23 protein-coding genes and 1 pseudogene are annotated in these 24,889 nt (G+C 57.7%); 14 read left to right on the forward strand and 10 right to left on the reverse strand.

The window, feature by feature from the left end; translation table 11 throughout:
• Positions 1–95: 95 nt before the first annotated feature.
• Complete coding sequence (locus tag F3J24_RS21590) at positions 96–491, reverse strand: hypothetical protein (protein WP_167010561.1); 396 nt, start codon at positions 489–491, stop codon at positions 96–98.
• Positions 492–866: 375 nt separating this feature from the next.
• On the opposite strand from F3J24_RS21590, the gene F3J24_RS21595 reads away from it, so the two are divergent.
• From F3J24_RS21595 to F3J24_RS21640, 10 genes and pseudogenes are all read left to right on the forward strand, one after another.
• Positions 867–2,393, forward strand: a complete 1,527-nt coding sequence (locus tag F3J24_RS21595) for a ShlB/FhaC/HecB family hemolysin secretion/activation protein (RefSeq protein WP_370527761.1) — start codon at positions 867–869, stop codon at positions 2,391–2,393.
• Between the two features lie 53 nt (positions 2,394–2,446).
• Positions 2,447–4,210: a DUF2341 domain-containing protein gene (locus F3J24_RS21600; RefSeq protein ID WP_167010565.1), complete on the forward strand. Its 1,764-nt coding sequence runs from the start codon at positions 2,447–2,449 to the stop codon at positions 4,208–4,210.
• Between the two features lie 3 nt (positions 4,211–4,213).
• Positions 4,214–4,630, forward strand: a complete 417-nt coding sequence (locus F3J24_RS21605) for a biopolymer transporter ExbD (RefSeq protein WP_167010567.1) — start codon at positions 4,214–4,216, stop codon at positions 4,628–4,630.
• A 16-nt stretch (positions 4,631–4,646) separates the two neighbouring features.
• Entirely contained in the window at positions 4,647–5,351 is a 705-nt protein-coding gene (locus F3J24_RS21610; RefSeq protein WP_240154439.1) for an energy transducer TonB, read from the forward strand.
• 97 nt (positions 5,352–5,448) lie between these two features.
• Entirely contained in the window at positions 5,449–7,209 is a 1,761-nt protein-coding gene (locus F3J24_RS21615; RefSeq protein WP_240154428.1) for a putative porin, read from the forward strand.
• The gene (locus F3J24_RS21620) at positions 7,187–7,921 is read left to right on the forward strand and encodes a hypothetical protein (RefSeq protein WP_167010571.1); all 735 of its coding nucleotides are present in this window, start codon (positions 7,187–7,189) and stop codon (positions 7,919–7,921) included. Before F3J24_RS21615 ends, F3J24_RS21620 begins: the two co-directional genes overlap by 23 nt.
• Positions 7,922–7,944: 23 nt before the next feature.
• Positions 7,945–8,901 carry a peptidylprolyl isomerase gene (locus tag F3J24_RS21625; RefSeq protein WP_240154429.1) on the forward strand — a complete coding sequence of 319 codons (957 nt, stop codon included), beginning with the start codon at positions 7,945–7,947 and terminating at the stop codon, positions 8,899–8,901.
• A 48-nt stretch (positions 8,902–8,949) separates the two neighbouring features.
• Positions 8,950–9,456 carry a YbjN domain-containing protein gene (locus F3J24_RS21630; RefSeq protein WP_167010573.1) on the forward strand — a complete coding sequence of 169 codons (507 nt, stop codon included), beginning with the start codon at positions 8,950–8,952 and terminating at the stop codon, positions 9,454–9,456.
• Positions 9,457–9,487: 31 nt separating this feature from the next.
• Positions 9,488–9,943: a hypothetical protein gene (locus tag F3J24_RS21635; protein ID WP_167010575.1), complete on the forward strand. Its 456-nt coding sequence runs from the start codon at positions 9,488–9,490 to the stop codon at positions 9,941–9,943.
• Positions 9,944–10,465: 522 nt separating this feature from the next.
• A pseudogene (locus F3J24_RS21640) lies at positions 10,466–10,620 on the forward strand (IS5/IS1182 family transposase); the annotation flags it as partial.
• Here F3J24_RS21640 and F3J24_RS21645 read toward each other — a convergent pair.
• The 9 genes from F3J24_RS21645 to F3J24_RS21685 all read right to left on the reverse strand — a co-directional run bounded on the left by F3J24_RS21645 (position 10,617) and on the right by F3J24_RS21685 (position 20,807).
• Complete coding sequence (locus F3J24_RS21645) at positions 10,617–10,904, reverse strand: hypothetical protein (RefSeq protein ID WP_240154430.1); 288 nt, start codon at positions 10,902–10,904, stop codon at positions 10,617–10,619. The pseudogene F3J24_RS21640 and the gene F3J24_RS21645 sit on opposite strands and share 4 nt — an antisense overlap.
• Positions 10,897–13,206, reverse strand: a complete 2,310-nt coding sequence (locus tag F3J24_RS21650; RefSeq protein ID WP_167010808.1) for an FdhF/YdeP family oxidoreductase — start codon at positions 13,204–13,206, stop codon at positions 10,897–10,899. The genes F3J24_RS21645 and F3J24_RS21650 overlap by 8 nt, the downstream gene beginning before the upstream one ends.
• Before the next feature lie 290 nt (positions 13,207–13,496).
• Complete coding sequence (locus F3J24_RS21655) at positions 13,497–14,474, reverse strand: zinc-binding dehydrogenase (RefSeq protein ID WP_167010577.1); 978 nt, start codon at positions 14,472–14,474, stop codon at positions 13,497–13,499.
• 3 nt (positions 14,475–14,477) lie between these two features.
• A complete protein-coding gene (locus F3J24_RS21660; RefSeq protein WP_167010579.1) occupies positions 14,478–15,167 on the reverse strand; it encodes a type 1 glutamine amidotransferase domain-containing protein in 690 nt (229 codons plus the stop codon).
• A 49-nt stretch (positions 15,168–15,216) separates the two neighbouring features.
• On the reverse strand, positions 15,217–15,825 hold the full coding sequence (locus tag F3J24_RS21665; RefSeq protein ID WP_167010581.1) for a TetR/AcrR family transcriptional regulator: 609 nt from the start codon (positions 15,823–15,825) through the stop codon (positions 15,217–15,219).
• Positions 15,826–16,424: 599 nt separating this feature from the next.
• Positions 16,425–16,781, reverse strand: coding sequence for a DUF1304 domain-containing protein (locus F3J24_RS21670; protein ID WP_167010584.1), 357 nt, complete (start codon positions 16,779–16,781; stop codon positions 16,425–16,427).
• 361 nt (positions 16,782–17,142) lie between these two features.
• Positions 17,143–17,979, reverse strand: coding sequence for an alpha/beta fold hydrolase (locus tag F3J24_RS21675; protein WP_167010586.1), 837 nt, complete (start codon positions 17,977–17,979; stop codon positions 17,143–17,145).
• Between the two features lie 36 nt (positions 17,980–18,015).
• Positions 18,016–18,693 (reverse strand): isochorismatase family protein, encoded by a 678-nt coding sequence (locus F3J24_RS21680; protein WP_167010588.1) that lies wholly within the window; start codon positions 18,691–18,693, stop codon positions 18,016–18,018.
• A 1,160-nt stretch (positions 18,694–19,853) separates the two neighbouring features.
• Entirely contained in the window at positions 19,854–20,807 is a 954-nt protein-coding gene (locus F3J24_RS21685) for a LysR family transcriptional regulator (protein ID WP_167010590.1), read from the reverse strand.
• 122 nt (positions 20,808–20,929) lie between these two features.
• Between F3J24_RS21685 and F3J24_RS21690 the strand changes: the two genes are divergently transcribed.
• The 4 genes from F3J24_RS21690 (at position 20,930) to F3J24_RS21705 (ending at position 24,797) form a co-directional block, all read left to right on the forward strand.
• Positions 20,930–21,868 carry a dihydrodipicolinate synthase family protein gene (locus F3J24_RS21690; protein ID WP_167010592.1) on the forward strand — a complete coding sequence of 313 codons (939 nt, stop codon included), beginning with the start codon at positions 20,930–20,932 and terminating at the stop codon, positions 21,866–21,868.
• A 75-nt stretch (positions 21,869–21,943) separates the two neighbouring features.
• The gene (locus F3J24_RS21695) at positions 21,944–22,909 is read left to right on the forward strand and encodes a tripartite tricarboxylate transporter substrate binding protein (protein ID WP_167010594.1); all 966 of its coding nucleotides are present in this window, start codon (positions 21,944–21,946) and stop codon (positions 22,907–22,909) included.
• Positions 22,899–23,603, forward strand: coding sequence for an SDR family oxidoreductase (locus F3J24_RS21700; protein WP_167010596.1), 705 nt, complete (start codon positions 22,899–22,901; stop codon positions 23,601–23,603). Before F3J24_RS21695 ends, F3J24_RS21700 begins: the two co-directional genes overlap by 11 nt.
• A gap of 27 nt (positions 23,604–23,630) precedes the next feature.
• Positions 23,631–24,797, forward strand: a complete 1,167-nt coding sequence (locus F3J24_RS21705; protein WP_167010598.1) for a mandelate racemase/muconate lactonizing enzyme family protein — start codon at positions 23,631–23,633, stop codon at positions 24,795–24,797.
• Positions 24,798–24,889: the final 92 nt, after the last annotated feature.

Here is a 24,889-nt window from a genome sequence, read left to right on the forward strand (position 1 = left end):
GTCTGAAGACCTGGGTGGCTTTTTTATGCGATGACAGCAGGGCGCTGTCGAGGTCTGCAGCTGAGGCAGCCAGGGTTAGCTGTCTCGTCCGCCTATTAGCGTGGAGCGGGGCCTTTTTCTGGGCGCTGGGGAAATACGGAAACTCCCAGCTGATTGCCCATGCGGTGGCTGGTGGACGCATGGTTGAACAGGCCCAGTTGATTGGGTGGCTTTTGGGTGATGGTCTTGGAACCCAGCGGCTCAGTGCGATGGTTGCGAGAGGCCGGCGAGGCAGGCGGGCGTAGCTTGCTGCTCAGGCATTCGGCAGAAGGCGCAATGCGCTGGCCGTTGACAGCGACCTCGATGCAGGAGGCGTCCTCGTGCAATGTTTCCTGGGCTTGTGTGACAGCAGGTATCGACAGTGCGATGACCCCGGAGACAGCCAGCAAAAGTGCATTCAAGCTGTCTGGCGAGCAATGCGTGAAGAAGGTGGTTTTGAGGGGCAAGTTCATAAAGCAGCCAGAGCCCGCGCAGCTTCAAGCCACGCTCGCCTGTGAGCAGGGTTGCGTCATTGTCGGAAGGCTCCAAGAAGCTTTGATGACCGGACAGCGCAACAGCCTGGGTAGGCTGAGGTTGTACAGAAATTTTTTATGAAGTTTTCGTGACAAATAGCGGGTTCTCCAGGCCTCGAACGTTTACTTACTAGAACGTGTTTTCTGCGCTTCGGAGATTGCTGATGGCATGGGCCATGGATATCCGAAAACCGGATTTTGGAAATTCGAGTCCATCCAATGAATGCTATTAGAACGAGAAAGAGCTTTGCGCTGCGGAGTGCAGCCAGTCTGGCGACCATAATCTTGTGCTCGGTAGCCGCTTGGGCCCAGTCTGTGCCTGCAGAGGTCGCAACTCCTGAGCTGGAACATCAAGTCGTGGATGTGCTGGAGTACATCGTGCGCGGGAATACCGTACTGGATGCACGCAGCATTGAGAGTGCAGTATCGCCATTTCTGGGGCCAGGCAAAACTCTCAAAGATATTGAGGCGGCACGCGATGCCTTGCTCGCGGTCTATCAAGCCAAAGGCTATCAGTCCGTCTATGTAGATCTGCCGGAGCAGCAGGTCACACAAGGCATGGTGTTTCTGCAAGTCAATGAAACCCGTGTGGGGCGTGTGCGTGTTGTGGGCGCTGAATACAACTCGCCAGCCGAAGTTCGCAGCCAGGTTCCAGCTTTGCGCGAAGGAGTGGTACCAGACTTCAATAAGGCGCAACTGGAGATGAGTGCGCTCAATCGTACTGGCAAGCGCCAGGTTATGCCGCTGGTGCGCCAAGGTCGTCTGCCTGGCACCATGGATGTGGACCTCAAAGTCGAGGACAGCAACCCTTGGCGTGCCAACCTGGGGGTTAACAACGACCGTAGCGCGGATACCGAGAAGTTGCGTCTGTCGGCCTCTTTGGGGCATGACAATCTTTGGCAGCTTGGGCATAGCGCCTCGATCAGTGTTTTCACTTCGCCGCAGGATGCAAATCAGACCATGGTCTGGTCTGCCATGTATAGCGCACCGCTGCGCGGCAGCCCATGGAGTTTGGAAGGCTCAGCCTACAAATCTGACAGCAATGTCTCCACCGTGGGCGGCACCAGCGTCACAGGCAAAGGCTATGGCGTTGGCCTTAAGGCCAGCTACACCGTGCCTGACAGTGGTTCCTGGTGGCATAACTTCAGCATAGGCTTGGACTTCAAGAACAACAAGGAGTCTTTGCGCTTCGGAGGCTCAAGCGACGAGGTGCCACTCAAGTATGCGCCCATCACGCTGGCCTACAACGGTTACTACCAGGGAGAGCGCCTGCAATATGGTCTGGGCCTTAGCGTGGTGACGGGTACCCGTTCGCTCTTCGGCTGGGGAAGTGACTGGAAGGCCTTCCACTACAAGCGCTACGAGGCTTCCTCGAGCTTCCAGCTGTTCAAGGCGGATTTCATGGGCAGCTACGCCATGGCCGACGAGTCTCAATGGGGCTGGCGCCTGGCCGCGCAGATAACGGATTCGCCCCTGGTTTCCGGAGAGCAGATAGCTGCGGGCGGCATCAACTCGGTACGCGGCTATCTATCGGCTGAGACCACAGGTGACGTGGGGGCTGTGGGCTCTGTTGAATGGCGCAGCCGGCCTCTGAGCCTGTTGGGCAATGCACTTGAAGGTTGGCGTGCCTATGTCTTTGCTGACGCCGCGCATCTGCGACTGCGCACTCCCCTACCTGAGCAGCAATCCAGGTTTTCGCTGGCTTCCGTCGGTGTGGGAACCAGCTTTCGCGTGGGCCAACACCTGAGCGCCCGCTTTGATCTGGGCTATCCGCTCAAAGACGGACTGCGCACACAAAAGCACGAGCCGCGCCTCACTTTCAATCTCAATGCCAGCTATTGATCGGCACTGACTCCCTGTAGTTCATTTCCTAGAGTCCTCGGAGACCTCCTGTCATGCGACGTATCTATTTTCTTCTCTTTGCGGCGCTGAGTGCGCTACTGCCAAGTCTGGCGCAAGCTGGCTGGTGGCAGGCAGATTGGGCTTATCGCAAGCCCGTCACCATTGATGCCGGACCCCAGGGCGCGGCCTTGGGTGCAGATGCTGGGCGTACGCCGGTGCTGGTGCGTTTGCATACCGGTAATTTCAATTTCGAGGGCGTCAGCGAAACCGGTGCCGATCTGCGCTTTATCGCTGCAGACGACAAGACCGTGCTCAATCACCAAATCGAACAGTTCGATCCCTTGCTAGGCATCGCCCTGATTTGGGTGGACATGCCTTCACTGGCTGTGGGGGCTCCCCAACAGGTTTGGATGTACTACGGCAATAAGAAGGCTCCAGCCTCCGGTAACGGCCAACGCAGTTTCGACCCCGACTACACCTTGGTCTACCACTTTGCTGAAAATGGTGTGCCTGCACGAGATACCACGGCCTACGGCAACCATGCCCAGACAATGACTACGACGGCAGAAGCCACGTTGATTGGACGCGGTGCGATGTTGGCCGGCATGCCGCTGACTCTGCCCGCATCGCCATCGATGAACGTGGCTGTTGGCGGTGCGTTCACCTTCAGCGCTTGGGTACGTCCTGAAAGTCTGGGTCCGCAGCAAGTGATCTACACACGTCGCGATGGCGCGGCAGAGTTGGTCATGGGTGTGGATCAAGGCGTGCCGTTTGTGCAGGTCAACGGTCAGCGCAGCAATCCAGGCCAGCCGATTCAAGCTGGTCAGTGGTCGCACCTGGCGGTGAAGGCGGACGGCCAGACCGTGAGCCTGCTGGTGGGCGGTCGCTCTGCAGCCAGCGTTGCTGTGGCCTTGCCTGCATTGAGTACCCCTGCCTCCCTGGGCGTGGATAGCGTTGCTGATTCAGGCTTTTCTCCCTTTCTCGGCGTGATTGATGAAGTGCGTGTTTCCAAGGTGGTGCGCCCAGACAGCCTGCTGCTGGCCGATGCACAGTCGCAAGGTGCCGAGTCTCGTCTGACCGTCTGGGGCCCCGATGAGCAACAAGCAGGCAAGAGCCATTTCGGCTTCATCCTGGCTGCCATGCCTTTGGATGCATGGGTGGTAGTGGCGGTGCTGGGCCTGATGATGGCCATCTCCTGGATGATCATGATTGGCAAGGGACGCAGCTTCGGTGCCATGTCGCGTGCTAATGACCGCTTTCTGGCTTTCTTCCGCGAAGGCGCAGGTGCACCGCTGGACAGCCTGGTCAAGAGTAACAAAGTGCCTGAGTCGGTACGCCGCGATTCATCGCTGTGGCGACTGTACGCTGCCGCTATCGACGAGCTGGGTCAGCGCCAGACGCGTGGCCATGACATGAATGCTGTCTCGGCTCCAACAATCAATGCTATTCGCGCCTCTATGGACAGTGTCATGGTGCGTGAGCTCAAGACCATGTCTCTGCGCATGAATTGGCTGTCCACGACGATTGAGGGGGCGCCCTATGTGGGGCTGTTTGGTACCGTGATTGGGATCATGCTGGTGTTCGTAGTGGCCGCCATGGCCGGCGCTGTGGACATCAACTCTGTAGCTCCCGGCATGGCCGCCGCGTTGCTGTGTACTGCAGCTGGCCTGGGGGTCGCTATTCCGGCATTGTTTGGCTACAACTGGTTGGCATCACGTTCTGAAGCCATCGGTGCAGACATGGCTGTGTTTGTGGATGAGTTCGCCACGCGTCTTGCTGAAGAACAAGGCGAAGGCCGCAGCCCACGGAGCGTCTAAGCCATGGCAAACGCAGCAGCCAAATTCAGCGTTAAAAAGCGTAGCGGTGGCATCAATATCACGCCTTTCGTGGATGTGCTGCTGGTGGTGCTAGTGATCTTCATTCTCACCAGCAATGCCAGTATCCCCGGTATTAAGGTAGATCTGCCCAAGGCCAGCTCTTCGGTAGCGCTGGAAAAGCCCAAGACCAAGGCCATTTCTATCGACAACGACGGCCATGTTTTTCTGGATGCGTATCCGGTGACCCTGCAAGAGCTGGAGGAGCGCCTGCGCACGGAGAAGGCCTTGGCACCAGACTTTCCGGTGATTGTGCGCGGCGACTCCGCTGTGCAATACGCCAAGGTGGTCGAGGTGCTGGATCTGCTGCGCCGCATTGATCTCAACCAGATCGGCCTCGTGACCGGCAAGCCCGCGGCGTGAGGAGCTTCAATTGAATATGCGCAACTCCAAGACCGTGCCGGCCTCCATGGAAGCCACCTGGTGGCGCCACTGGGGCGGCTGGGTGATAGGCGCAGTGGTGACTTTGTGCTTGCTGGCCGTGCTGTGGTATTTGCTGGCTGGTACGGCCAGCACCAAGCGCGAGGTGGCGGCTACACCGACGTTGGTGTTGCCTCCAGCACCCCCACCGCCGCCAGAACCCGAAAAGCTACCTGAGCCTGAGCCAGAGAAGGTCGAACCGCAAATTACCGAGGTCGAGCCGACTCCGGTGGAATCGATGGATAAGCCCATGGATGACGCGCCGCCTAGTCCCTCCCAGGATCTGGGTGACCCCATGACTATGAATGCTGATGCCCAGGCTGGCAATGACGGCATTGCCATTGGCCGTGGTGGAGGCATGACGGGGGCTGGTGGCGGTGGACTGGGGGCAGGGACCTATCAGCGCTATATAGCATCCCGGCTGCAGCAGGCCATGACTCGGGATGCACGCACCCGCAACTTGGTGTTCGGCGAGCTGCGTGTCGACCTCTGGCTGGCCGCAGATGGCCGCATCACGCAGGTCAAGCTGGTCCAAGGCAGTGGCAACAGCCAAACCGATGAGCTGGTGCTGGCCATGGTAGGTGAACTAGGCGTTCTCGATGAGCGCCCGCCTCAGTCTACGCGTTTTCCCATTCGCATTTCCATGAGCGGCCGCCGCCCCTGAGCATGCCCCGTAGCGTCAGTCACTTTGACTCTTCCCCCATTTCGATAGCACTATGACTTACCCAACCTCTTCTTCCGCCGCTGCAGGAAGCAAAGCTTTGCGACTTCCCCTGCTGGCCCGCACTGCGCAGGCTGTTGCTTCAGCCTCGGTCATCGCCCTGGTACCTCTGGCTGCCGCTCAGGCGCAAACTTCTAAATGGGACGCTCCTGCCGCGGAAAGCACCATGGTGGTGCTTATCAAAGGCCTGATTCAAAGCGGTGCATTGGCCAAGGATGTTGGCGAGGCGCTGCTAGCGCAGGCGCAAACAGAGGCCATGACCGCACAGCAGTCCCAACGTCAGGCAACCGCCGCTGCTGCGACGACGAGTGGTCTGCGTCCTGTGCCTGGTGACGTGCGTGTGCCCTACATTTCGCAGACCGTACGCGATGAAATTCGCAACGAGATCAAGGGCGAGGTCATGGCGCAAGCCAAGTCCGAAGGCTGGGCTTCTCCCAATGAGACGCCGGAGTGGAGCAAGCGTATCCGCTTTGAAGGCGATGTGCGGGTGCGCGGCGAGTCGCGCCTCTTCAATGGCGGCAACAGTAATGAGATGGTTAACTATGCAGCCATCAATGATGGCGCTGGCTACGACGTGAATACAAACACTACTTCCGGCCTGCCGCCCATGCTCAACACGCGCCAGAATCGCAATAACCAGATGCGCGTGCGTACGCGCATCGGTTTGCTGGCGGATATTTCGGAATCGACCCACGCAGGTGTGCGTCTGGCCAGCGGCAGCGATACCAGCCCGGTTTCGACGACGCAGACCTTGGGGGGGGGCTTGGGTAAAAAGAATGTCTGGCTGGATCAGGCTTGGCTGTCGTACAAGCCGCTGGATGGTCTGACGCTAATGGGCGGGCGCTTTGCCAACCCATTTGTGTCCACCGACATGTTGTTCTCCAACGACCTGAATATGGACGGCATTGCCGTGCAGTATCAGAAGGCCCTGGCTAGCAACCGTGATGTGGAAGTGTTCGGTACCTTGGGCATCATTCCGCTGGAGTATTCGTCGGACAATCATCCCTCTCGCTCAATGGACAAGGCGTCTAGTGAAGTCAAGTGGTTGCTGGGTGCGCAAGCGGGTGCCAGCTGGAAGCTCGACGATAGCAATCGCCTGCGTGGTGCACTGGGCTATTACGACTTCCGCAACGTCGCAGGCAGGGTTTCTGCACCCTGCGCCTTGTATGCCGGAGCGGATGGTTGCAGCACGGACTGGAGCCGTCCGGCCTTTATGCAAAAGGGCAACACCTTGATGCTGCTGCGCGATATCGCGCTCAACCCCTACGATCAGGCCAACACGCCTCAGCCGCAATACTTGGGTTTGGCGTCCAAATTCCAGCTGCTGGACCTGAACCTTCGCTGGGATACCAAGGTGGCGGGGGGGTATGGCCTGCGCCTGGATGCCAACTATGTGCGCAATCTCGCTTATGACAAGGAAGCAATGTTTCGCCGCGCACGTGGCGGCATCATCAACAATTTTGGCGCCAATGCGCCTTTGACCCCCACGCAAGCTGATTTCAAGAGTGGTGGCAATGCCTATATGTTGCAGGCTACTTTTGGCAGCCCCAGCCCTGCGGCCCGTGGGGACTGGAATGTGCTGGCTGGTTACAAGCGCATCGAGCCAGATGCCATGCCTGATGGCTACAACGACTCCTCCTTCCATCTGGGAGGCACCAATGCTCGCGGTTACTACATAGGCGGCTCCTACGCGATCGACAAGAACACCTGGTTTACCGGTCGTTGGATGTCAACCAAGGAAGTCTACGGCGCCCCATTCCAGGTGGACATGCTGCAACTTGAATTCAACGCACGCTTCTGAAAGGAGTCCTATGAAGCTGTTTGAAAACTTGCGTGGGCGTTCGTGCCAGCTGACGCTACTTGCGGCCTTTGCAAGCCTGGTAAACATAGGATGGGATACGGCGGCCTATGCACAAGAGCAAAGCATGGAGGAACGCCTGCGCACGCAGTTGCGCGCCGTCACGGCGCAGTTGCAGCAAGCGCAAAATGAGCTGGCTGTGTTGAAGTCTGGTGCTGGCAGCACAGTCAGCAAGGCGGCCACAGCGCCTGATGCTCAGGCTTTGCGAATCGAGCTGGAGCAAGCGCGCCAACAACTTGAGAAAGAGCGCGACATGCGTGCCCGCCAAGGTGCACAAACCCATGCAATGCGGCAACAGGCCAGGGATTCCACGGAGAAAGCCAATGCTCAGGTGCAGCAATTCCGCAGCGCCTACGACGGCTTGCTGAAGATGGCGCGCACTGAGCTGGCTGAGCGTCAGCGCCTGGCTGAAGCGGCTTCGGCGCAGCAAGCTGCAATGCAGCGTTGTGAGGTCAAGAACCAGCAACTATACGCGCTGGGCCAAGAGGTGTTGCAGGCTTATGAGAACCTGGATATGAGCACTTTGCTTTCGTTTCGCCAGCCTTTTGCGACGCAAAGCCGTGTCAGGTTTGACGAGATTGCCCAGCAGTATGGCGACAAGCTTTACATGGGAAAGTTCAGCCCTGACGAGGTCGATGCGCCACAGTCGCAATAGCTCTGGGCCTATCTCGCAGGACCATGATTACGGCAGCACAAAGGATATTCATGAAGTCGATGATTCACCCCCGCATATCTAGCGTTTTGGTCTTGGCTTGGTTTGTTTTGATGGGCAATAGTGCTGTGGCGGAGAGGTCTGTTGTCCAGATGTCTGCCGCACCTGTGGCCAAGTTGGGGAGCATCAGTATTGCAGGCGCCGAGGTGCAGCGGTTGCTGCAGAGCATGCCCGAGAGTGAACAGGCCAGGATCCAAGGTGATCGTGCCATTCTGGAGAGCTGGCTGCGCCAGCGCCTGAGCAGTGAAGCGGTGCTTCGTGAGGCTCAGCAACAGCGCTGGAGTGAACGCCCAGAGGTCAAAGCCAGCATTGATGCGGCAACCAGGGAGCTAACGGCTCGCATTGTCGGCAGCAGCTACCTTGAGTCCGTGGCGCAGCTTCCCGCAGGCTTTCCTTTCGAGGAGGAAGTCAAGGCGCTCTATGAGCACAGCAAGCCTCAGTTACGTCTGGCAGCCAGCTATCGGATAGCACAAATCTATTTGCCAGTGGCTGCCGCTGCCAAACCTGAGACGGTAGACGCTGTGCGCGCCGAGGCGAACAGGCTTGCCTCACAGGCTCGCCAGGGCGATTTTTCCGCTTTGGCCAAAGCATATTCCAAGGACACTCGCAGCGCTGCCCAGGGCGGGGACGTCGGCAGCCTGCTTTTGGCTCAGATGCTGCCCGAGTTCCGTGGCATTGTGGCAAACCTCAAGCCCCAGCAGGTCAGCGATCCCGTGCTGGCAGGCGGCGGCTTCCATGTGCTCAAGCTGTTGGAAAGCCAGCCAGAACGCACGGCCACTTTGGAGGAAGCCAAACTGCAACTCGTGCCTGTCCTGCGTGAGAGGCGTCGTCAGGAGCTGGTTCGAGAGCACCTGCAAAAGATCGCTCCTGCTGCCGATGTCCGCATCGACGACGCAGCGCTGGATGCCTTGCTAAGGCGTTGATAACCTGATTCCTTTAACCACTTTTTTCTTCTAACAAGGACGTCCATCATGGGTAAACCAGAAAACACAAGCCCCACATCCATCGCCAGCAACGAGTTGCTGTTTTCCATGAACGCTGACCAGGTGGCACAGGCCATCAAGGCCGCAGGCTGCGCCGTGACAGTTGTGGAGCATGAGGGCGTGCTACGCCTGCACAGTGCCAGTCAGGGCATTGGCTTTCAGGTGCTGTGGGGCAACCCCTTGAAGGAACAGGAATACTTGGATTTGACTTTGAGCTGCCCGTTACGCGTCGAAGGCGGTACTCTCCCTGAAAGCTTGATGACCGACTGGCATCGCAGCAAGCGCTTTGCGCGTGTGGCTCAGCACGGCGACTTTGTTGTTCTGGAAATGGACGTGTTGGCTACAGGCGGTGTGACACCGGCGCACCTGACCGTCATGCTGCAACTGTGGAGCCAGATGATGGGCCAGTTCTTCCAGCACCTGCGCAATTTCAAGCCTGCTGCATTGCAGGAACAAGCTGCGCAAGAAGCTGAAGCCGAGGAAGCTGCAGCCTGATTGGCTGACCTCAAACGTCAGGCCAAACATCATGCTCAAGCACCTTAGACTTGCTAAAGCCAGGTTTCACCTGCTCCTAGGCCGTGTGCTTACTGGCATGGGGTTGGGGCTGTCTTTGTCTGCAAGCCAGGGGTTGGCACAGACGTCAGCCTCTGCAGTGCCTCAAAGCTGGATGAGTTATGCCCAGCGAATCAGCATGCAGCTGCAGCATTGCCTTAGTGATACAGACAATCCGGCAGCTCTGCGCCTGCAGTCCTGGATGCAGGAGCGTCACTCGCATGGCTGGCATGCGGCCTCACCATTGCAGTTGCAAGTATGGGTCACGTCTTCGGGGCAAATCGCGAGGCTGGAGTTCGAGACCCTGGGGCAGGTACAGGCTGATGAAGACCTGAGACGTCTGCTGACTTCTGCGCAATTGCAAGACCTGCCACCACATGATCTGCGCCAGCCATTGCTACTGGCTCTAGATAGCGACCTAGTGCCCTGATTTGATATCACCGTCTTTATAGAGGAGGGGCTTGGTGGACTGCCTCCTAAGCTCAAAAAATAGACCGGGCATCTGTACCTGCCTAGAGGCAGTCCCGGTTTTCCCGAGGATGGCCTGAATTGCGAGAGGCAGAGAGAAAATTTGCCAGCCTGGTTCCGATTTCCTCTTTGCAGAGTTGCGGCGATGCGGGCAGCTCCCAAACGATGCTAGCGGCGCCCAGGGTTCCCAGTGAGGCGGCACATCTGAGGGCTGAAATCGGCCAACTTCCGGGGCAGTTCAAAGCCTGGGTGATTCAAATCTGGAAACCTATAAGTATTTGTTTTTAATGAGTTGATATCGCGTTTACGACTTTAATTCGACAGGCCTAGCATCCATGCGGGTTTGCCGGGGATGATGGAGCAGAACTAAAGTCGTAAACTCGCCCGCGCTCAGCAGGCGCTCCCATGGTTTTTTTGAGGGTGCCGGATTGCCTTCAAGTCGCTAGCGCTTCGGTTCGGCGTACGTCCAAGAGTCGAGAGCAGCGAAAAGCTGGGCAAACATCGCTGGGTCGTGGAGAGAACACACGGATGGTTTGCAAGCTGCGCATTCGCTTTGAAAGGCGACGAGACATCCACGAAGCGTTGCTGAAACTGGCCGCTGCGATTATCTGTGCACGCTTCGTGGATCGGTTGTGTTAGCCGCTCGAAATAAAACCCGCCTGCAACTCCAGCACGACAGCACGGCCAGCCTCCGTTAGGCTGGCACGCCAGTGTCCTTCTACATTGTGGATCTGTACCCAGCCGGGGCCGCGCGCGCCGCCCAGCTCCGCATCACCCAGCGCACTCAACTCACGCATCAGCACACTGGCACTTTGCCCCAAATGCTTGCCCAGACGCGGCAATGAAACCGCGTCTAAGCTAGAGCCCTGCAACTGAGCCAGCGTCAGTAGCAGGCGTGTGGCTAACGGCAAATCGTCAGGCATGTGCTGCATCTGGAGCAGGAGCCTTCGTCAGCTCCAAGATCACAGGAATTGATTTAGAAGCAGGTGTTCCCGCCCGCATCGCCACGGCGGTCAACGGCACCAAGGGGTTGGTTTCAGGGTAGTAAGCCGCTAAATTACCGCGTGGCGTGTCATAGGCCACTAGCTTGAAACCATCAGCGCGGCGCTCTTGCCCGTCGTCCCACACGGTTTGGATGTTGACCCAATCACCATCCCTCATGCCCAGCGCTTTGATGTCTTCAGCATTGATGAACAGCACGCGGCGCTGGCCGTAAACACCGCGATAGCGGTCGTCCATGCCGTAGATGGTGGTGTTGTACTGATCATGCGAGCGCGTGGTTTGCAAAGTAAAAACGCGCTTTTCTGGCACACGTTTTTGCGCACGCTGCTGCGCCGTTTCTGTAGGTACAGCGTGGGCAAAAAATGAGGCCTTGCCTGTTGCCGTTTGCCACACGCGCTCACTGGCCGTATTGCGCAGGCGAAAGCCGCCGGGCGCAGCCACTCTTTGGTTGAAGTTGGCAAAGTCTGGGAAGACTTTTTCAATCTCATCGCGAATCAGCGCGTAATCCTGCGCCAAACCCAGCCAATCAATGCGGCTGCGCGCCCCTAAGGTGGCATGCGCCAAGCGTGCCACGATGGCAGGCTCAGACAGCAAATGTGGCGATGCAGGAGGATTAATGCCCATGGAGATATGCACCATGCTCATTGAATCTTCCACCGTTACGCCCTGAGGCTGGCCGCCTTGCATATCAATCTCGGTGCGGCCCAAGCAAGGCAAGATCAACGCCTGCCTGCCATGCACCACATGACTGCGGTTGAGCTTGGTGGTGACATGCACCGTCAAGTCGCAGCGCTGCAGCGCCTTCCATGTCTCATAGGTATCAGGTGTTGCCGCCGCAAAGTTGCCACCCAAGGCAAAAAACACCTTGCCTTGGCCTGCGCGCATTTGCTTGATGGCTTCCACTGCATCTACGCCATCTGCACGCGGCGGCTCAAAACCATACACATCACGAATGCGGTCGAGCAAGGCTGCTGGCGGCTTTTCCCAAATGCCCATGGTGCGATCACCTTGCACATTGCTATGCCCGCGCACCGGGCAAGGCCCGGCGCCGGGGCGGCCAATATGGCCGCGCAGCAGCAGCAGATTGTTAATCATCTGAATGGTGGCAACCGAATGCGTGTGCTGTGTAATGCCCATGCCCCAGCAGGCAATCACGCTTTGGGCACCCAAGTAAATGTCGGCAGCAGCCCGCATCTGCGCTTGGGTCAGGCCAGAGGCTTCTTCAAGCGCCTCCCAGCGCTCAGCCTGCACGCTGGCTTGCAGCTCGCTCAAGCCCACTGCATGTTCGGCAATAAATGCGTGATCCAGTACATTACCGCGCTCGGCTTCTTGCTCCAGCACATGTTTGACCATACCGCTCAATGCAGCCAAGTCCCCGCCAATGCGCAGCTGAAAGTAATGCGTGCTGATTGGCGATGAACCCAGAGTCGCCATCTCGAGCTTGTCTTGCGGGTCAGCAAAGCGCTCAAGCCCACGCTCGCGCAGCGGGTTAAAGCTGACAATGCGAGCCCCGCGTTTGTGCGCCGCACGCAGCTCAGCCAACATGCGCGGGTGGTTGGTGCCGGGGTTCTGGCCGAAGATGAAAATGGCATCCGCCTTTTCAAAATCAACCAGCTCCACCGTCCCCTTGCCCACACCCAACTGCTCGCGCATGGCGGTGCCACTGGGCTCGTGGCACATGTTGGAGCAGTCGGGGAAGTTGTTGGTGCCGTACTCACGCACAAACAGCTGGTAGAGAAACGCCGCCTCATTGCTGGCCCGGCCTGAGGTGTAGAAGATGGCTTGGTTCGGGTCCGGCTGCGCATTCAGGTGTTTGGCGATGATGGCAAAGGCCTCGTCCCAGGCAATGGGCTGGTAGCGGTCACTGGCTGCGTCATACACCATGGGTTCAGTCAGGCGGCCTTGGTCTTCAAGCCAATGGTCACTGTACGCCGCCAACTCACTCACCGTGTAGCGGGCAAACAGCTCTGGGCCTGCGCGGCGCGCTGTCGCTTCGGCAGCAACCGCCTTCACGCCGTTTTCACAAAACTCAAACGTCGATGCATGGTTGCGGTCAGGCCATGCGCAGCCCGGGCAATCAAAGCCATCGGGCTGATTGGCCGACAGCAGTGTTTTCGCACCTTTGAGCGGAATGTCTTGGCGCAGCAAGGTGTTCTTCACGCTGTTGAGTGCGCCCCAACCACCAGCTGGACCTTTGTAGAAGGCAATTTTTTGTTCGTGCATCGCAAGCTCTTCACCATCTGCTCGATGGTCATCGTCTTGCATTTCAATCGCAGGCCCAAGCTGCGTCAAATCACTTATGGCAATGTCTTCATTCAATAGAAAAATGAGAGCAATAAGTCATTTGATTTATTAGTCTTCAAGGCAATGAAATGCCTATTTATAAGACTTAGAGTAGCTAACACACCCCAGCAAACCGCAGATTTACATTTGAGGCGAGGCGCGAATCCGCAAGCAGTACATGCGTACGAAAAGGCGCGGAAACGACGTATCAAAGGTTGTGTTAGCGGCTTTTAGGGCCTTAGCAAGACCTTCCCTTTGCGGCCCGGCTGCAAGCTTGCGACTGCTGCTTGAGCAGCATCATTGAGATCGAAAATAGCTTCTGCCGGGAGTTTGAGCTCACCCGACAATACCCGCTGCAGCAGTTCGCCAATCAAGCGCTGTTTGTTGTCAGGCGTCATGGCTTGGCTGACCTTGCTACCCCAGAAGCCCTTCACCGTCGCTTGCTTGAAGATCAGAGATCCGGAGTCGATCTGCATGGGCTCACCGGCCATGGTGCCAAAGGAAACCAGGGTGCCTTTCTCACCCAATAGACCGAGCAGGGATGCACTGGAGGAGCCTCCAATGGAGTCCACGGCCGCACGAGCCAGCGAGCCGCCAAGAATGGAGCGAGCGCGTTCCTGCCAGTCTGGTTGTGCAGTGGACAAGGCATTGCCGATGTCCAGGGCGGCAAGCTCCTGTACACCTGCATCGCGCCGAACCAGGTTCAAGACGTGCACACCGCGTGCTTTCGCCAACATTGCCAAAGTCTTTCCGACCGCGCCATTCGCCGTGTTCTGCACGATCCATTGTCCTGACTCGACATTGAGAAACTCCAGCAACATCAATGCGCTGAGTGGCATGGCAATGATTTGCGCTGCGGCTTCATCGGGAATAGTTGGTGGCATCGGCACCAGCACATTGGCAGGGGCAAGAAAGTATTCCGCCCAGGTGTTGTGGACTCCCGCTACGGCGACCCGCTGTCCCACTGTCGGGCCTACAACACCTTCACCCAGCGCATCGACTATGCCCACGGCCTCGCTGCCGCCAATAGCGGGAAGTTCAGGCTTGTAACCATAGCTGCCGCGGATCGTCCAGAGGTCATGATTGTGGATTGGCGCCAGCGAGGTCTTGATGCGCACTTCACCGGGACCTGGTTGTGGGATGGGACGATCTATGAGCTCGAGAACCTCAGAAGGTTCGCCAAAAGTGGTATGAATAGCACTGCGCATGACTTATTTCTCCTGATGAGCGAGCATGGATAACAAGGCGTGGGCCACGCCCTCGGAGCTGGCCGGATTCTGTCCCGTGATCAGGCGTCCATCCGTGACTACATGCACCTGCCAATCCGGTGCTTTCTCATAGCGAGCGCCCAATCGCATTAACTCGTCTTCGATAAGAAAGGGTACGACGGTGGTCAGGCCGACTGCTGCTTCTTCGCTGTTTGTAAAGCCTGTGACATGACGACCGGCAACCAATGGTTGTCCATCAGCGGATCGGACATTGATCAGAGCGCCTGGCGCATGGCAGACGAGGGCGAGTGGCTTGCCGGCACGCGCGAAGGCCTGCAGCAGAGCAATGGAGTTGGGATCGTTGGCCAGGTCCCACAAGGGGCCATGGCCGCCAGGATAGAACACAGCATCGAAATCGGTGGCGCTGACCTGATTCAGAGGTACTGTCGAAGCCAGAGCTGCCTGCGCTTCGGTGTCCTGGCGAAACCGCTCGGTGGCAGAAGTCTGGGCTGCGGGCTCATCGCTTTTCGGGTCCAAAGGCGGTTGACCTCCAGCAGGCGAGGTCAGCGTAATCATGGCTCCTGCATCTTTCAATGCGTAGTAGGGGGCTGCGAATTCCTCCAACCAGAACCCCGTCTTGTGACCGGTGTCGCCCAGCTTGTCGTGGGACGTGAGTACAAACAGAACTTTCATCAATGACTCCTTCGGTGTCGGAAATACAGTGGCTCTTGGCTTATGTGACTCAGGATGCCGAGGTGCAAGTCAGCAACTGCTCGGTGGTATCGCGTGCCTCCAGCAACGGTAATTTTTTCTGACTCAACTTGGCCAGAAGCGCTGCCCCTAGCCACATTTGATACAGCGTGCGGGCAAGCGCAGGAGACGGCTTCCCAGCGGGCAAGGACCCATCTTCACGGGCCTCGTCGATCAGCGCAGCGATTCTCGCCAGCAGGCGCTGCACGCCGGTGTCGAGCACCAGACGCATGTCTTCGGAGAGGTCGGCCACTTCGGCAGCGAGCTTCACCACTAGGCATTCTTCGGCCCATCCAAGCGTGGGATTGCTGGGTGCTGAAATCCAGGCATCCCAATACCGCATCATTCGCTCACGACCATTGCCGGCTTCGCCGAGCAAGTCATTGAGCTTGTGTCCGTAGCTTTCCACATACTGCTGTAGCAGCACGCAGCCAAAGGCTTCCTTTGACGAGAAGTAGTGGTAGAACGAACCCTTGGGTACGTTGCAGGCTTTAAGAATTTCGAGCAGGCCCAGACCTGCAAAGCCCTTGTGCAGCACCAATCGATACCCGGTATCGAGAATATGCTGACGAGTCGCTTCGGCCTTTTTGCTGAGGATCATGTGCGTGATTATAAGAATAGACCGGTCGTCTATTTATTTGGTGAGCATGACCCATGCTGCGGAAATGGCTATGTCTTGATGCCTACCGGGGGCTGATCCAAGCTTCAATGGGCCTGAGACTGAGCTCAGTCGATATCGCCACAGGGATAGCCTTGACTGGCTAGGCTTACACGAACTTTGCGGCAAGAGCTTCATTGCTCCTTGATCTGGGATCAAGAATTGGAGAAGGCAGGGCGAAAGCGATTTAGTGTGGCACCTACCTCCAAGGCTGCTCGCAGGATGAGTTGGATGCGATTGCAAGAACGTTAAGCGGACTGCCCAGAAAAACCTTGGGGTACAAAACCTGGGCTGAGATGTTTAACGAGTGTGTTGCATCGACCGGTTGAATCTACCCTGGCTACCACATCCGCTGTCGAGCATCGCATCCGCTGGCGAGAGGCGACGCCACCAAGTCCTAGCATCTTTGACTAAACTGGTTTGCTTGTGGGGCTGTACTACCTGAAGGTCAGCAATAGCTAAGGTCTGGTGCCGTTTGGCTCACTGATTCTGCAACAACGCCTTCTCAAGCACATCTTCGTATGGCAACAGTGTGTCTCACGCTAAGCCAGTGCGACTAGAGCAATAGCGATAGCTGCAGGAACAGCCTGTACAACCAAGATTTTCTTGCTTGCTGTGGCTGCCCCAAAGACCCCTGCGACAAGGACGCAAACTAGAAAAAATACCTTGAATGCAAAACCATCAGATCCTTGAGCCAAACCAAAGATTAGACCGGCGGACAAGAAGCCGTTGTAAAGCCCCTGATTTGCTCCAAGGACCTTTGTTTGCACCGCAAATTCATGCGTCAAACCAAATGCTTTTCGTCCTGCCGGCTTTGTCCACAAGAACATTTCAAGGACAAGGATGTAAGCATGGATCAGGGCAACTACGGCGACGGCAAGATTCGAAACGAGCAGCATGTGGATCTCTTAATGGGATATGGCTTGCAATAGGTTGGATGAACTGTATTTCTGATAGTTACCAATCGACCGTCACCCGGGTGACGCCTCTTTTTTTGTACACGCGGTGTTTTTTGCGAGCGCTGGTGTTAGTTGACCATCATTCCGATACGAGATGAGCGGTCTGCTTGTACTGACCATTTGAATCCACAGTCGGACACAGTCGGAAGCAGCCAACGGTCGAGGACTGCTCACGACCCTAAGCTGACCTCTGTACTACCAGTATCTAGTGCTTAGTTGCCGGCTTGTCTCCCACAGACCTACTCAATGATGAAGACGGCGGCGGTGCTTGAAGGTCTGCACCGCCACAGCCACTAGATGCTCAGCCCTGGATAAAGGCCAGGATGTCGGCGTTCAGCTCGTTGGCATTGACCGTGAGCATGCCGTGCGAATAGCCGGGGTACACCTTGAGCGTGCCGTTGGGAAGCAGCTTCACGGCCTTCAGCGCGGCATCGGCAATTGGCACGATCTGGTCGTCGTCGCCGTGCAGCACCAGGGTGGGCACGGTGATGGCTTTCAGATCCTCGGTTTGGTCTGTTTCCGAGAAAGCCTTGATGCCTTCGTAGTGGGCCTTGGCACTGCCCATCATGCCCTGGCGCCACCAGTTCTGGACGACTCCCTGGTGCACGGTGGCGCCGGGCCGGTTGAAGCCGTAGAAGGGGCCGGCCGGCACGTCCAGGAACATCTGAGCCCGGTTGCCGGCCACGCCGGCACGAAAACCATCGAACACCTCCAGCGGCAGGCCTTCGGGATTGGCCTCTGTCTTGAGCATCAGGGGCGGCACGGCCGCCACCAGCACGGCCTTGGCGACCCGGCCTGCGGGCTGGCCATGGCGCGCCACATAACGCGCCACCTCGCCACCGCCCGTGGAGTGGCCTACGTGCACCACATTGCGCAGGTCCAGGTGCTCGACCACGGCAAAGGCATCGGCCGCGTAGTGGTCCATGTCATGGCCTTCGCTGACCTGGGCAGAGCGCCCATGGCCGCGTCGGTCATGGGCCACGACGCGGAAGCCCCGCTGTACGAAATACAGCATCTGCGCATCCCAGTCATCCGAGGATAGGGGCCAGCCGTGGTGGAACATGATGGGCTGGCCGTCTTTGGGACCCCAGTCCTTGAAGAAGATCTCGACGCCGTCGGTGGTGATGAGGGTGCTCATGGTGTGTGCTCCGGTGGTGGTCAGGGGAACGAGGGATCAGCCTTCGTGGGTGCCGAACATGGTCTTGGCGTAGGTGATGCCGATGCCGTAGCCACCGCCCAGTTTCTTGGCGACGCCCGTGGTCATGTCATAGGTCTCGGTGCGGGCCCAGTCGCGCTGCATTTCCAGCAGGTATTGCAGCGACGTGATGGGCTGGGCGCCGGCCTGCACCATGCGGTCCATGGCGCGGTTGTGCGCTTCGGTGGAGATGTCGCCACAGGCATCGGCGATCACGAAGACTTCAAACCCCTGGTCCAGGGCCGACAGGGCCGGGCCGACGATGCAAACGCTGGTCCACAGGCCGGCCAGCACGATGCGGGGCTTGCCGATCTCGTTGACCTTGTCGATCACGGCCTGGTCTTCCCAGGTGTTCATCGAGGTGCGATCCAGCAGGGCCTGGCCGGGGAAAGGCGCGGTCACTTCCTCGAACATGGGGCCGGAGAAGCTTTTTTCCGCCACCGTGGTCAGGATGGTGGAGGCACCGAAGCCTGCTGCAGCCGAAGCGACCAGGGCGGCGTTGGAGCGCAGCTGCACGGGATCGATGGAGTGCGTGGCAAAAGCCATCTGCGACTGAAAGTCGATCATGATCAGCGTGTGGTCATGGGGGTTGAGCAGCTTGGCACCGGGCTTGGCGACGGCGACGGGGCGGGCGATGGAGGCGTTGGCGTTGGACATGGTTTCAGTTCTTTCAATCGATGGTATTCACACTAAAGAGACTCAGCTTTCTGCCTTGATTCTTCATGGCTTCCTTGCTGCGATGGATGAAGTATCTGGTGTCTGACTACCATCCAGATTGAAAGGAATTGGTCTTCATCATCGAATCTATCGATGATGAATTCGAGGCCTCAGCATGCAGGTAAATCGTCTCGCAGAACCACTACTGCGATGGCTGCCGCCTCCAACGGCTATTGAAGCTCAGGGATGTCAACTCTCCAAAAGAGCGTCGAAGCGAAGTCGTGCGCACTTTATGGTGAGGCATGAAGCAGATTTTTCGATCAGAAGGCCTTCGTGCAAATGAACACCATCGTGAATCGAGAGCCGGGGACCCAGCGTCCCTGTGTGTCATCGTTTTAGCGCCAGAGACAAGAGCGGCTGCAGCACACGCGCTGCGTGCAGCGGGATTCGCTGCCCATGAATACCACTGTGGCACTGCGTTCTTGCTATCTGGAACCGCAAGAACATGCGAGGTGCGGGTGCTGGCCTTAATAGACCATCATTCCACTACGCGATGACCGGCCTGCTTGTTCTGACCACCGGCAGCAAACGCCCCATTGCTGCGGTACATGTTTCGTCATGAAAGGTCTGCTCTGCAGCGGTTGCTGCTGCTCATGGCCGCTGGTCGAACTACCGGTTACCGCCTCATAGCAGTCATTCAGGGCGCCAAGACAGTCGCTTCTCCGATGACTGTTTTCAGGTGTTAGCAGTCATCGGCATCTTTGAATTGGGCGACTGCAGACAGCCTCTATCAGACACTGCGCCTTTGGTAGCGAGTGCCAAATAACATCCATCCTTTGAAGATGAGACCGGCTTTTGGCTGCTCCCAAGGACATATAAGTGGGCAGAAATAGGGAGTGCGAAAGATCTTAAGTTTTTGTTTTTATTGGGTTGATATCGTGTTTGCGACTTTGATTTGACAGGGCCGCGCAAGTGATACTCTGGAAGGCGCATGGATGCTAGGCCTGTGTTTGGAACTTATTTATCCGGAATAGTTGAGGTTCAGGGCCAAGATAGTCGTGACAGTGACTTGGCATCCGTGCGAATTTCCCGGCTGCGGTGGTGTGGTACTTGTGTCGTCGCTGATTCATTGGCAGTGCCGCAACCATGAATGGTTGCAGTCACTCGACCACTTGCATCCTGGCTAGCTCCCACAAGGCCTCGGCCTTTTCCGACATCTCTGAGCGTTGCCTGTACATGCGTATCTCGACGGGGATGCTCCAAGTCTCCGGCCCTGCCCGCACCAATAATCCATTCGCCAACTCGGCCTTGATCAAAGACTGGGGAAGCCAGGCAATTCCGCGCCCTTCCAAGGCCATCGTTTTCAGAAGCACGGCATGATGCGCAGTGAATACCTCCTGAAGATCCGCTTCGGAGGTGTTTCTGCCGCTCTGCGGCGTATTGGGTCGCAGCAGCGATCTCATGATCCGTCCCAGACCTGAGTCCTCGCTGTATGCGAGCATGGGAAGCGGCGGCGCGTTGCCGATAGCGTATAGAGCCTTGCCCATTGTGCCGTCGGGGTGTGGCACGCACACTGGCACCAGCAAGTCTCGACCCAGAAGGAGCATGGGGTAGTCTTGCTCATCAAGCCTGCCAGGCGCGCTCTTGTGCCCATGGCACAGCACAAACTGAACCTTCCTCTGAAACATCAGGAATTCACAGCTGCGAGAACTGTCAGACATCGTCTGCAAGGAGCCGATGTGCAGCCGTGACTCAATGCTCGCCAGCCACTGAGGGAAAAAAGTCAGTGACAGCACATGCGTTGCGGCAAACCTCAATGTGGATTCCTCTTGGTCATGCGCCGCACGAGCTTTGATCCGAGCAGCCTCAAGGTCTGCAAGCACCCCTTCCAGCAAAGGCAGAAACCTCTGGCCTGCGGCGGTCAGCGCCGCTGGGTGTGCGCTTCGGTCGAAAAGATCCACTCCCACCCATTCTTCGAGTCCACGAATATGGCGACTGAAGGCCGGTTGGGCGATCGCCCGAACTTCTGCCGCGCGTGAAAAATTGCCGCTTTCGGCAAGTGCGATGAAGTCTTCCAACCACTCTAGATCGAGGTTGCGATTGCCTGGTCCCATGCTCTGCACTCGTTGGGTTCTAAGAAATAGATAGTTGTATGCATTTCTAGTATTGGTGCTGATTGGCACTCTCAGAAATGATGGCGTCTCAGATCAACAAGGCCGACGCCTGGAGACTATACATGCCATCGATAGCCAACTACAAAGGGATCATCCCCGCCATCTCTTGCCCCTTCACTTCGGATCACAAGATCGATGAGGCGGCTCTGCGAAAGCTTGCATCCTGGCTTGCCGGCCATGATGGAGTGGTCGCAATCATGACCAACGGGCACACAGGGGAAGTGTTCGCCCTGACGCCCTCGGAGCGCGCCGAGGTGACTCGCATTGTTGCCGACGAGCTCAAAGGCCGCCTGCCTGTCATTTCATCCATTGTGTGCGAAGGCCTCAAAGAAGCCGCCGAACATGCAAGGGCTGCCCGGGAGGCGGGTGCCGTGGCTCTGGATGTGATGCCACCTCATCACTGGCTGCGCTTCGGATTTATCCCGGAACATGCACTCCAGTATTTCGAAGCCATTCACAAGGCAGCTCCCGACCTGGACCTGGTCTGCCATGTCTATCCTGCCTGGACAAGAGCCTCCTACTCTTCGCAGCTTCTCGCCACTTTGGCGCGGTTGCCGTACGTACAGGCATTCAAGGTCGGTCAGCGAGACATGAATAAGTATGCGCGCGACATTCAGGCCATCCGGGATGCGGATTCGAGCAAGGCCATCCTGACCTGCCACGACGAATATCTGCTCGCCTCCATGGTTCAAGGCGTCGATGGTGCGTTGGTCGGATTCGCTACCTTCATTCCTCAGCTCATTATTGATCTGTGGAATGCCGTCAAAGCCGGTGACCTGAAGAAGGCCATGGAAGTGCAGGCAGTCATCACCCCCCTCAAGGACGCCGTGTACGGCGGTGGCGAGCCGACCGGCGAGGCGCATGCCCGCATGAAGGAGGGCATGTATCTGGCCGGCGTGATTGATGACGCCATCGTACGCCCGCCCACTGAAGCGCCCAACGAAAAGGAGACCGCTGCATTGCGTGCAGCCGTAGCGCAGGCAGGACTGCTCAAGCGCTGATAGCGATTTCGCTGCCGTGGACCGTTATGCGGCCACGGCCATGGACTTTCCTAAGAACGGCAGGAGACAAAGAACATGCAACGCAGAATTTTCACTGAGCTCGCCATGGGAGCCATATTCATGGCAATGGCTGGCATCGCTTCGGCTCAAAGCTACCCTTCCAAGGCTGTCAAGGTCGTGATCCCGTTTCCACCGGGTGGCACTCTGGATACCGTGGGCCGGCAACTGGCACAGAAGCTCAGCGAGCAGATGGGGCAGCCATTCATCATCGAAAACCGTCCCGGCGGCAATGGGGTGATAGGAGGTGATGTCGTGGCAAAGGCGCCGGCTGATGGCTACACCCTGTTATTCAATGCATCAACCTTCACCACTGCCCCCATGACGATGAAGTCTGTTCCCTATTCGGTGGAGAGGGACTTCACTCCGGTGGCGCTGGTCGCCAAAGCACCCTTGTCTGTTGCAGTCAACAAAAGACTGCCCATCACGGACATCAAGTCATTGATCACTTACGCCAAGGAGCATCCTGGGAAGATGACGTTCGCCGTGGGCTCGATCGGCTCGGCGGGACACCTATCTACAGAGCTGCTCAAACGTGCGGGCAAGCTGGATTACATGATCGTGCCCTACAAGGGCACGGCACCTGCATTTCAGGATCTGATCGGTGGCCAGATAGACGGATTCATCGACCCCATTCTGGGCTCGCTGCAGTACCACAAGAGCGGCATGCTACGCGTTGTGGCCGTTACGTCGGCTGAGCGTGCAGCCAGCCTGCCCGATGTGCCCACGGTGGGTGAGAGCATTCCCGGATACGAGTTCTACAGCTGGTATGGACTATGGGGTCCTGCAAAGCTGCCTGCCGATGTCACCAAGAAGCTCAATGTCGAGGTCAATCGGGCGCTGGCCGGCGAGATGAAGGAAAAGCTCAAAGAGCAAGGCATTCTGACCACTGCTGGTACGGCCGAAGATTTCATCAAGTTTCAGAAGCTGGACATGGAACGCTCACAGAAGATCGTTTCCGAGGGGAAGATCCGTGTCGAATAGCTCCCAGCAAGGCCATGCCGTTGTCACGGGGAGCAGCGGTGGCATCGGAAAAGCCATCTGTGAAGACTTGCTCGGCGCAGGTTGGCGCGTAACCGGGCTTGACCTTTCCCCGCCTACGATTACGCACAACTCGTTCGTCCATCACCGGCTGGATCTGAGCGGTCAGGTCCAGACCCGCTCCATTGCGTCGATTCTGGCAGATGTGGATGCCTTGGTGCATGCCGCAGGGGTGCTTCGGGTTGCACCACTTGGCAAGCTGGATGTCGAAGCCGGTGAATTGATGTGGCAGATCCATGTGGGGGCGGCGTCCCAGTTGGCTGACCTATTGGTTCCTGCAATGGTGGAGCGCGGGTTTGGTCGCGTGGTCTTTATCGGCAGCAGGGTCGCTCAAGGCCTGCCCGGGCGCGGCCAATATGCAGCCACCAAAGCTGCGGTCATTGCGCTGGCTCGCAGCTGGGCGGTGGAGGTTGCTCCGAAGGGCGTCACGGTCAACGTCGTCTCTCCTGGCGCAACGGCCACGCCCATGCTCAAGGACCCGGCCCGAGCAGGAAGTGCACCACGTGTTCCACCCATCGGTCGCCTGGTAGAGCCACAGGAAATCGCTTCCATGGTCGCCTATCTGCTATCCCCTGCAGCTGCGGCCATCACAGGCCAGAACTTCAACATTTGCGGCGGTTCGTCCCTGTCGCAATGACGTCAAAGTCCACTTGGAAAAGCCATCATGAAAATCGTCAACATCATTGAATCCACGCGCCCCATCAAATCCGATATCCGTAACGCCTACATCGACTTCTCCAAGATGACCCTGAGCCTGGTGGCCGTGGTCACGGACGTGATTCGCGACGGCAAACCCGTTATCGGCTACGGCTTCAACTCCAATGGTCGCTATGGTCAAGGCGCGCTGATGCGCGATCGGTTCATCCCCCGTGTCCTCGAAGCGAATCCGGCCAGTCTGATTGACGACTCTGGAGAAAACCTGGATCCCCACAAAATCTGGGCTTGCATGATGACCAACGAGAAGCCCGGTGGCCATGGAGAGCGATCGGTGGCTGTCGGAACCATCGATATGGCCGTCTGGGATGCGGTCGCAAAGATCGAAGGCCAGCCACTGTTTCAGCTGCTCGCGCAGCGCTACGGAACCGCAGCCGCCAACCCGCGCGTTTTCGTATACGCTGCCGGCGGCTATTACTACCCCGGCAAGGGCCTGGACAAGCTCAGGCAAGAGATGGAAAGCTATCTTGACCGCGGATACTCGGTCGTCAAGATGAAAATTGGCGGTGCCAGCATTGCCGAGGACTGCGAACGTATCGAGTCAGTACTGAAAATCCTGGGCCCAGGGCAGCAACTGGCAGTGGACGCCAATGGGCGCTTCGATCTGAATACCGCAATCGACTATGGCAGAGCTCTGTCCCAGTATCCGCTGTTCTGGTATGAGGAGGCCGGCGACCCTCTTGACTACGAGTTGCAGGCGAAGCTGGGCGAGGTATATAAAGGGCCAATGGCTACGGGGGAGAACCTGTTCTCAATGCAGGATGCCCGCAACCTGATCCGCCACGGCGGCATGAACCCCGAGCGCGACTTCCTGCAGTTTGACTGTGCCCTCAGCTACGGCCTGGTGGAGTATCTGCGCACCTTGGACATGCTCAAGGAAAACGGCTGGTCTCCCAGTCGCTGCATTCCACATGGCGGGCATCAGATGTCACTCGCCATCGCTGCGGGTCTGGGGCTCGGCGGCAACGAAAGCTATCCGGACCTGTTCCAGCCCTATGGAGGCTTTCCGGATGGCGTGAAAGTGGAGAACGGCTATGTGACGCTCCCTCAGCTCCCCGGCATTGGATTTGAAGGTAAATCCGATCTGATCACTGAAATGCTGAGACTGACTCGCTAAATTCACATGGCATTCTTGCGGCTGCTGTTGGGGAGCAGCAGCCCCTCCCGAAGCTGGTTGCCCCAGTCATAAGGCGGATGATCGTCACCAGG

Source organism: Comamonas sp. Tr-654, assembly GCF_011752915.1.
Lineage (GTDB): Bacteria > Pseudomonadota > Gammaproteobacteria > Burkholderiales > Burkholderiaceae_C > Comamonas.

What these genes read in the sequence shown, in the direction of transcription:
- F3J24_RS21605 (WP_167010567.1), top strand. Translation starts at nt 4,214, where the DNA reads ATGGCAAACGCAGCAGCCAAATTCAGCGTTAAAAAGCGTAGCGGTGGC.
- F3J24_RS21610 (WP_240154439.1), top strand. Translation starts at nt 4,647, where the DNA reads ATGCGCAACTCCAAGACCGTGCCGGCCTCCATGGAAGCCACCTGGTGG.
- F3J24_RS21695 (WP_167010594.1), top strand. Translation starts at nt 21,944, where the DNA reads ATGCAACGCAGAATTTTCACTGAGCTCGCCATGGGAGCCATATTCATG.
- F3J24_RS21685 (WP_167010590.1), bottom strand. Translation starts at nt 20,807, where the DNA reads ATGGGACCAGGCAATCGCAACCTCGATCTAGAGTGGTTGGAAGACTTC.
- F3J24_RS21670 (WP_167010584.1), bottom strand. Translation starts at nt 16,781, where the DNA reads ATGCTGCTCGTTTCGAATCTTGCCGTCGCCGTAGTTGCCCTGATCCAT.
- F3J24_RS21705 (WP_167010598.1), top strand. Translation starts at nt 23,631, where the DNA reads ATGAAAATCGTCAACATCATTGAATCCACGCGCCCCATCAAATCCGAT.
- F3J24_RS21660 (WP_167010579.1), bottom strand. Translation starts at nt 15,167, where the DNA reads ATGAAAGTTCTGTTTGTACTCACGTCCCACGACAAGCTGGGCGACACC.
- F3J24_RS21690 (WP_167010592.1), top strand. Translation starts at nt 20,930, where the DNA reads ATGCCATCGATAGCCAACTACAAAGGGATCATCCCCGCCATCTCTTGC.
- F3J24_RS21645 (WP_240154430.1), bottom strand. Translation starts at nt 10,904, where the DNA reads ATGCCTGACGATTTGCCGTTAGCCACACGCCTGCTACTGACGCTGGCT.
- F3J24_RS21590 (WP_167010561.1), bottom strand. Translation starts at nt 491, where the DNA reads ATGAACTTGCCCCTCAAAACCACCTTCTTCACGCATTGCTCGCCAGAC.
- F3J24_RS21600 (WP_167010565.1), top strand. Translation starts at nt 2,447, where the DNA reads ATGCGACGTATCTATTTTCTTCTCTTTGCGGCGCTGAGTGCGCTACTG.
- F3J24_RS21635 (WP_167010575.1), top strand. Translation starts at nt 9,488, where the DNA reads ATGCTCAAGCACCTTAGACTTGCTAAAGCCAGGTTTCACCTGCTCCTA.
- F3J24_RS21625 (WP_240154429.1), top strand. Translation starts at nt 7,945, where the DNA reads ATGATTACGGCAGCACAAAGGATATTCATGAAGTCGATGATTCACCCC.
- F3J24_RS21675 (WP_167010586.1), bottom strand. Translation starts at nt 17,979, where the DNA reads ATGAGCACCCTCATCACCACCGACGGCGTCGAGATCTTCTTCAAGGAC.
- F3J24_RS21630 (WP_167010573.1), top strand. Translation starts at nt 8,950, where the DNA reads ATGGGTAAACCAGAAAACACAAGCCCCACATCCATCGCCAGCAACGAG.
- F3J24_RS21680 (WP_167010588.1), bottom strand. Translation starts at nt 18,693, where the DNA reads ATGTCCAACGCCAACGCCTCCATCGCCCGCCCCGTCGCCGTCGCCAAG.
- F3J24_RS21650 (WP_167010808.1), bottom strand. Translation starts at nt 13,206, where the DNA reads ATGCACGAACAAAAAATTGCCTTCTACAAAGGTCCAGCTGGTGGTTGG.
- F3J24_RS21655 (WP_167010577.1), bottom strand. Translation starts at nt 14,474, where the DNA reads ATGCGCAGTGCTATTCATACCACTTTTGGCGAACCTTCTGAGGTTCTC.
- F3J24_RS21665 (WP_167010581.1), bottom strand. Translation starts at nt 15,825, where the DNA reads ATGATCCTCAGCAAAAAGGCCGAAGCGACTCGTCAGCATATTCTCGAT.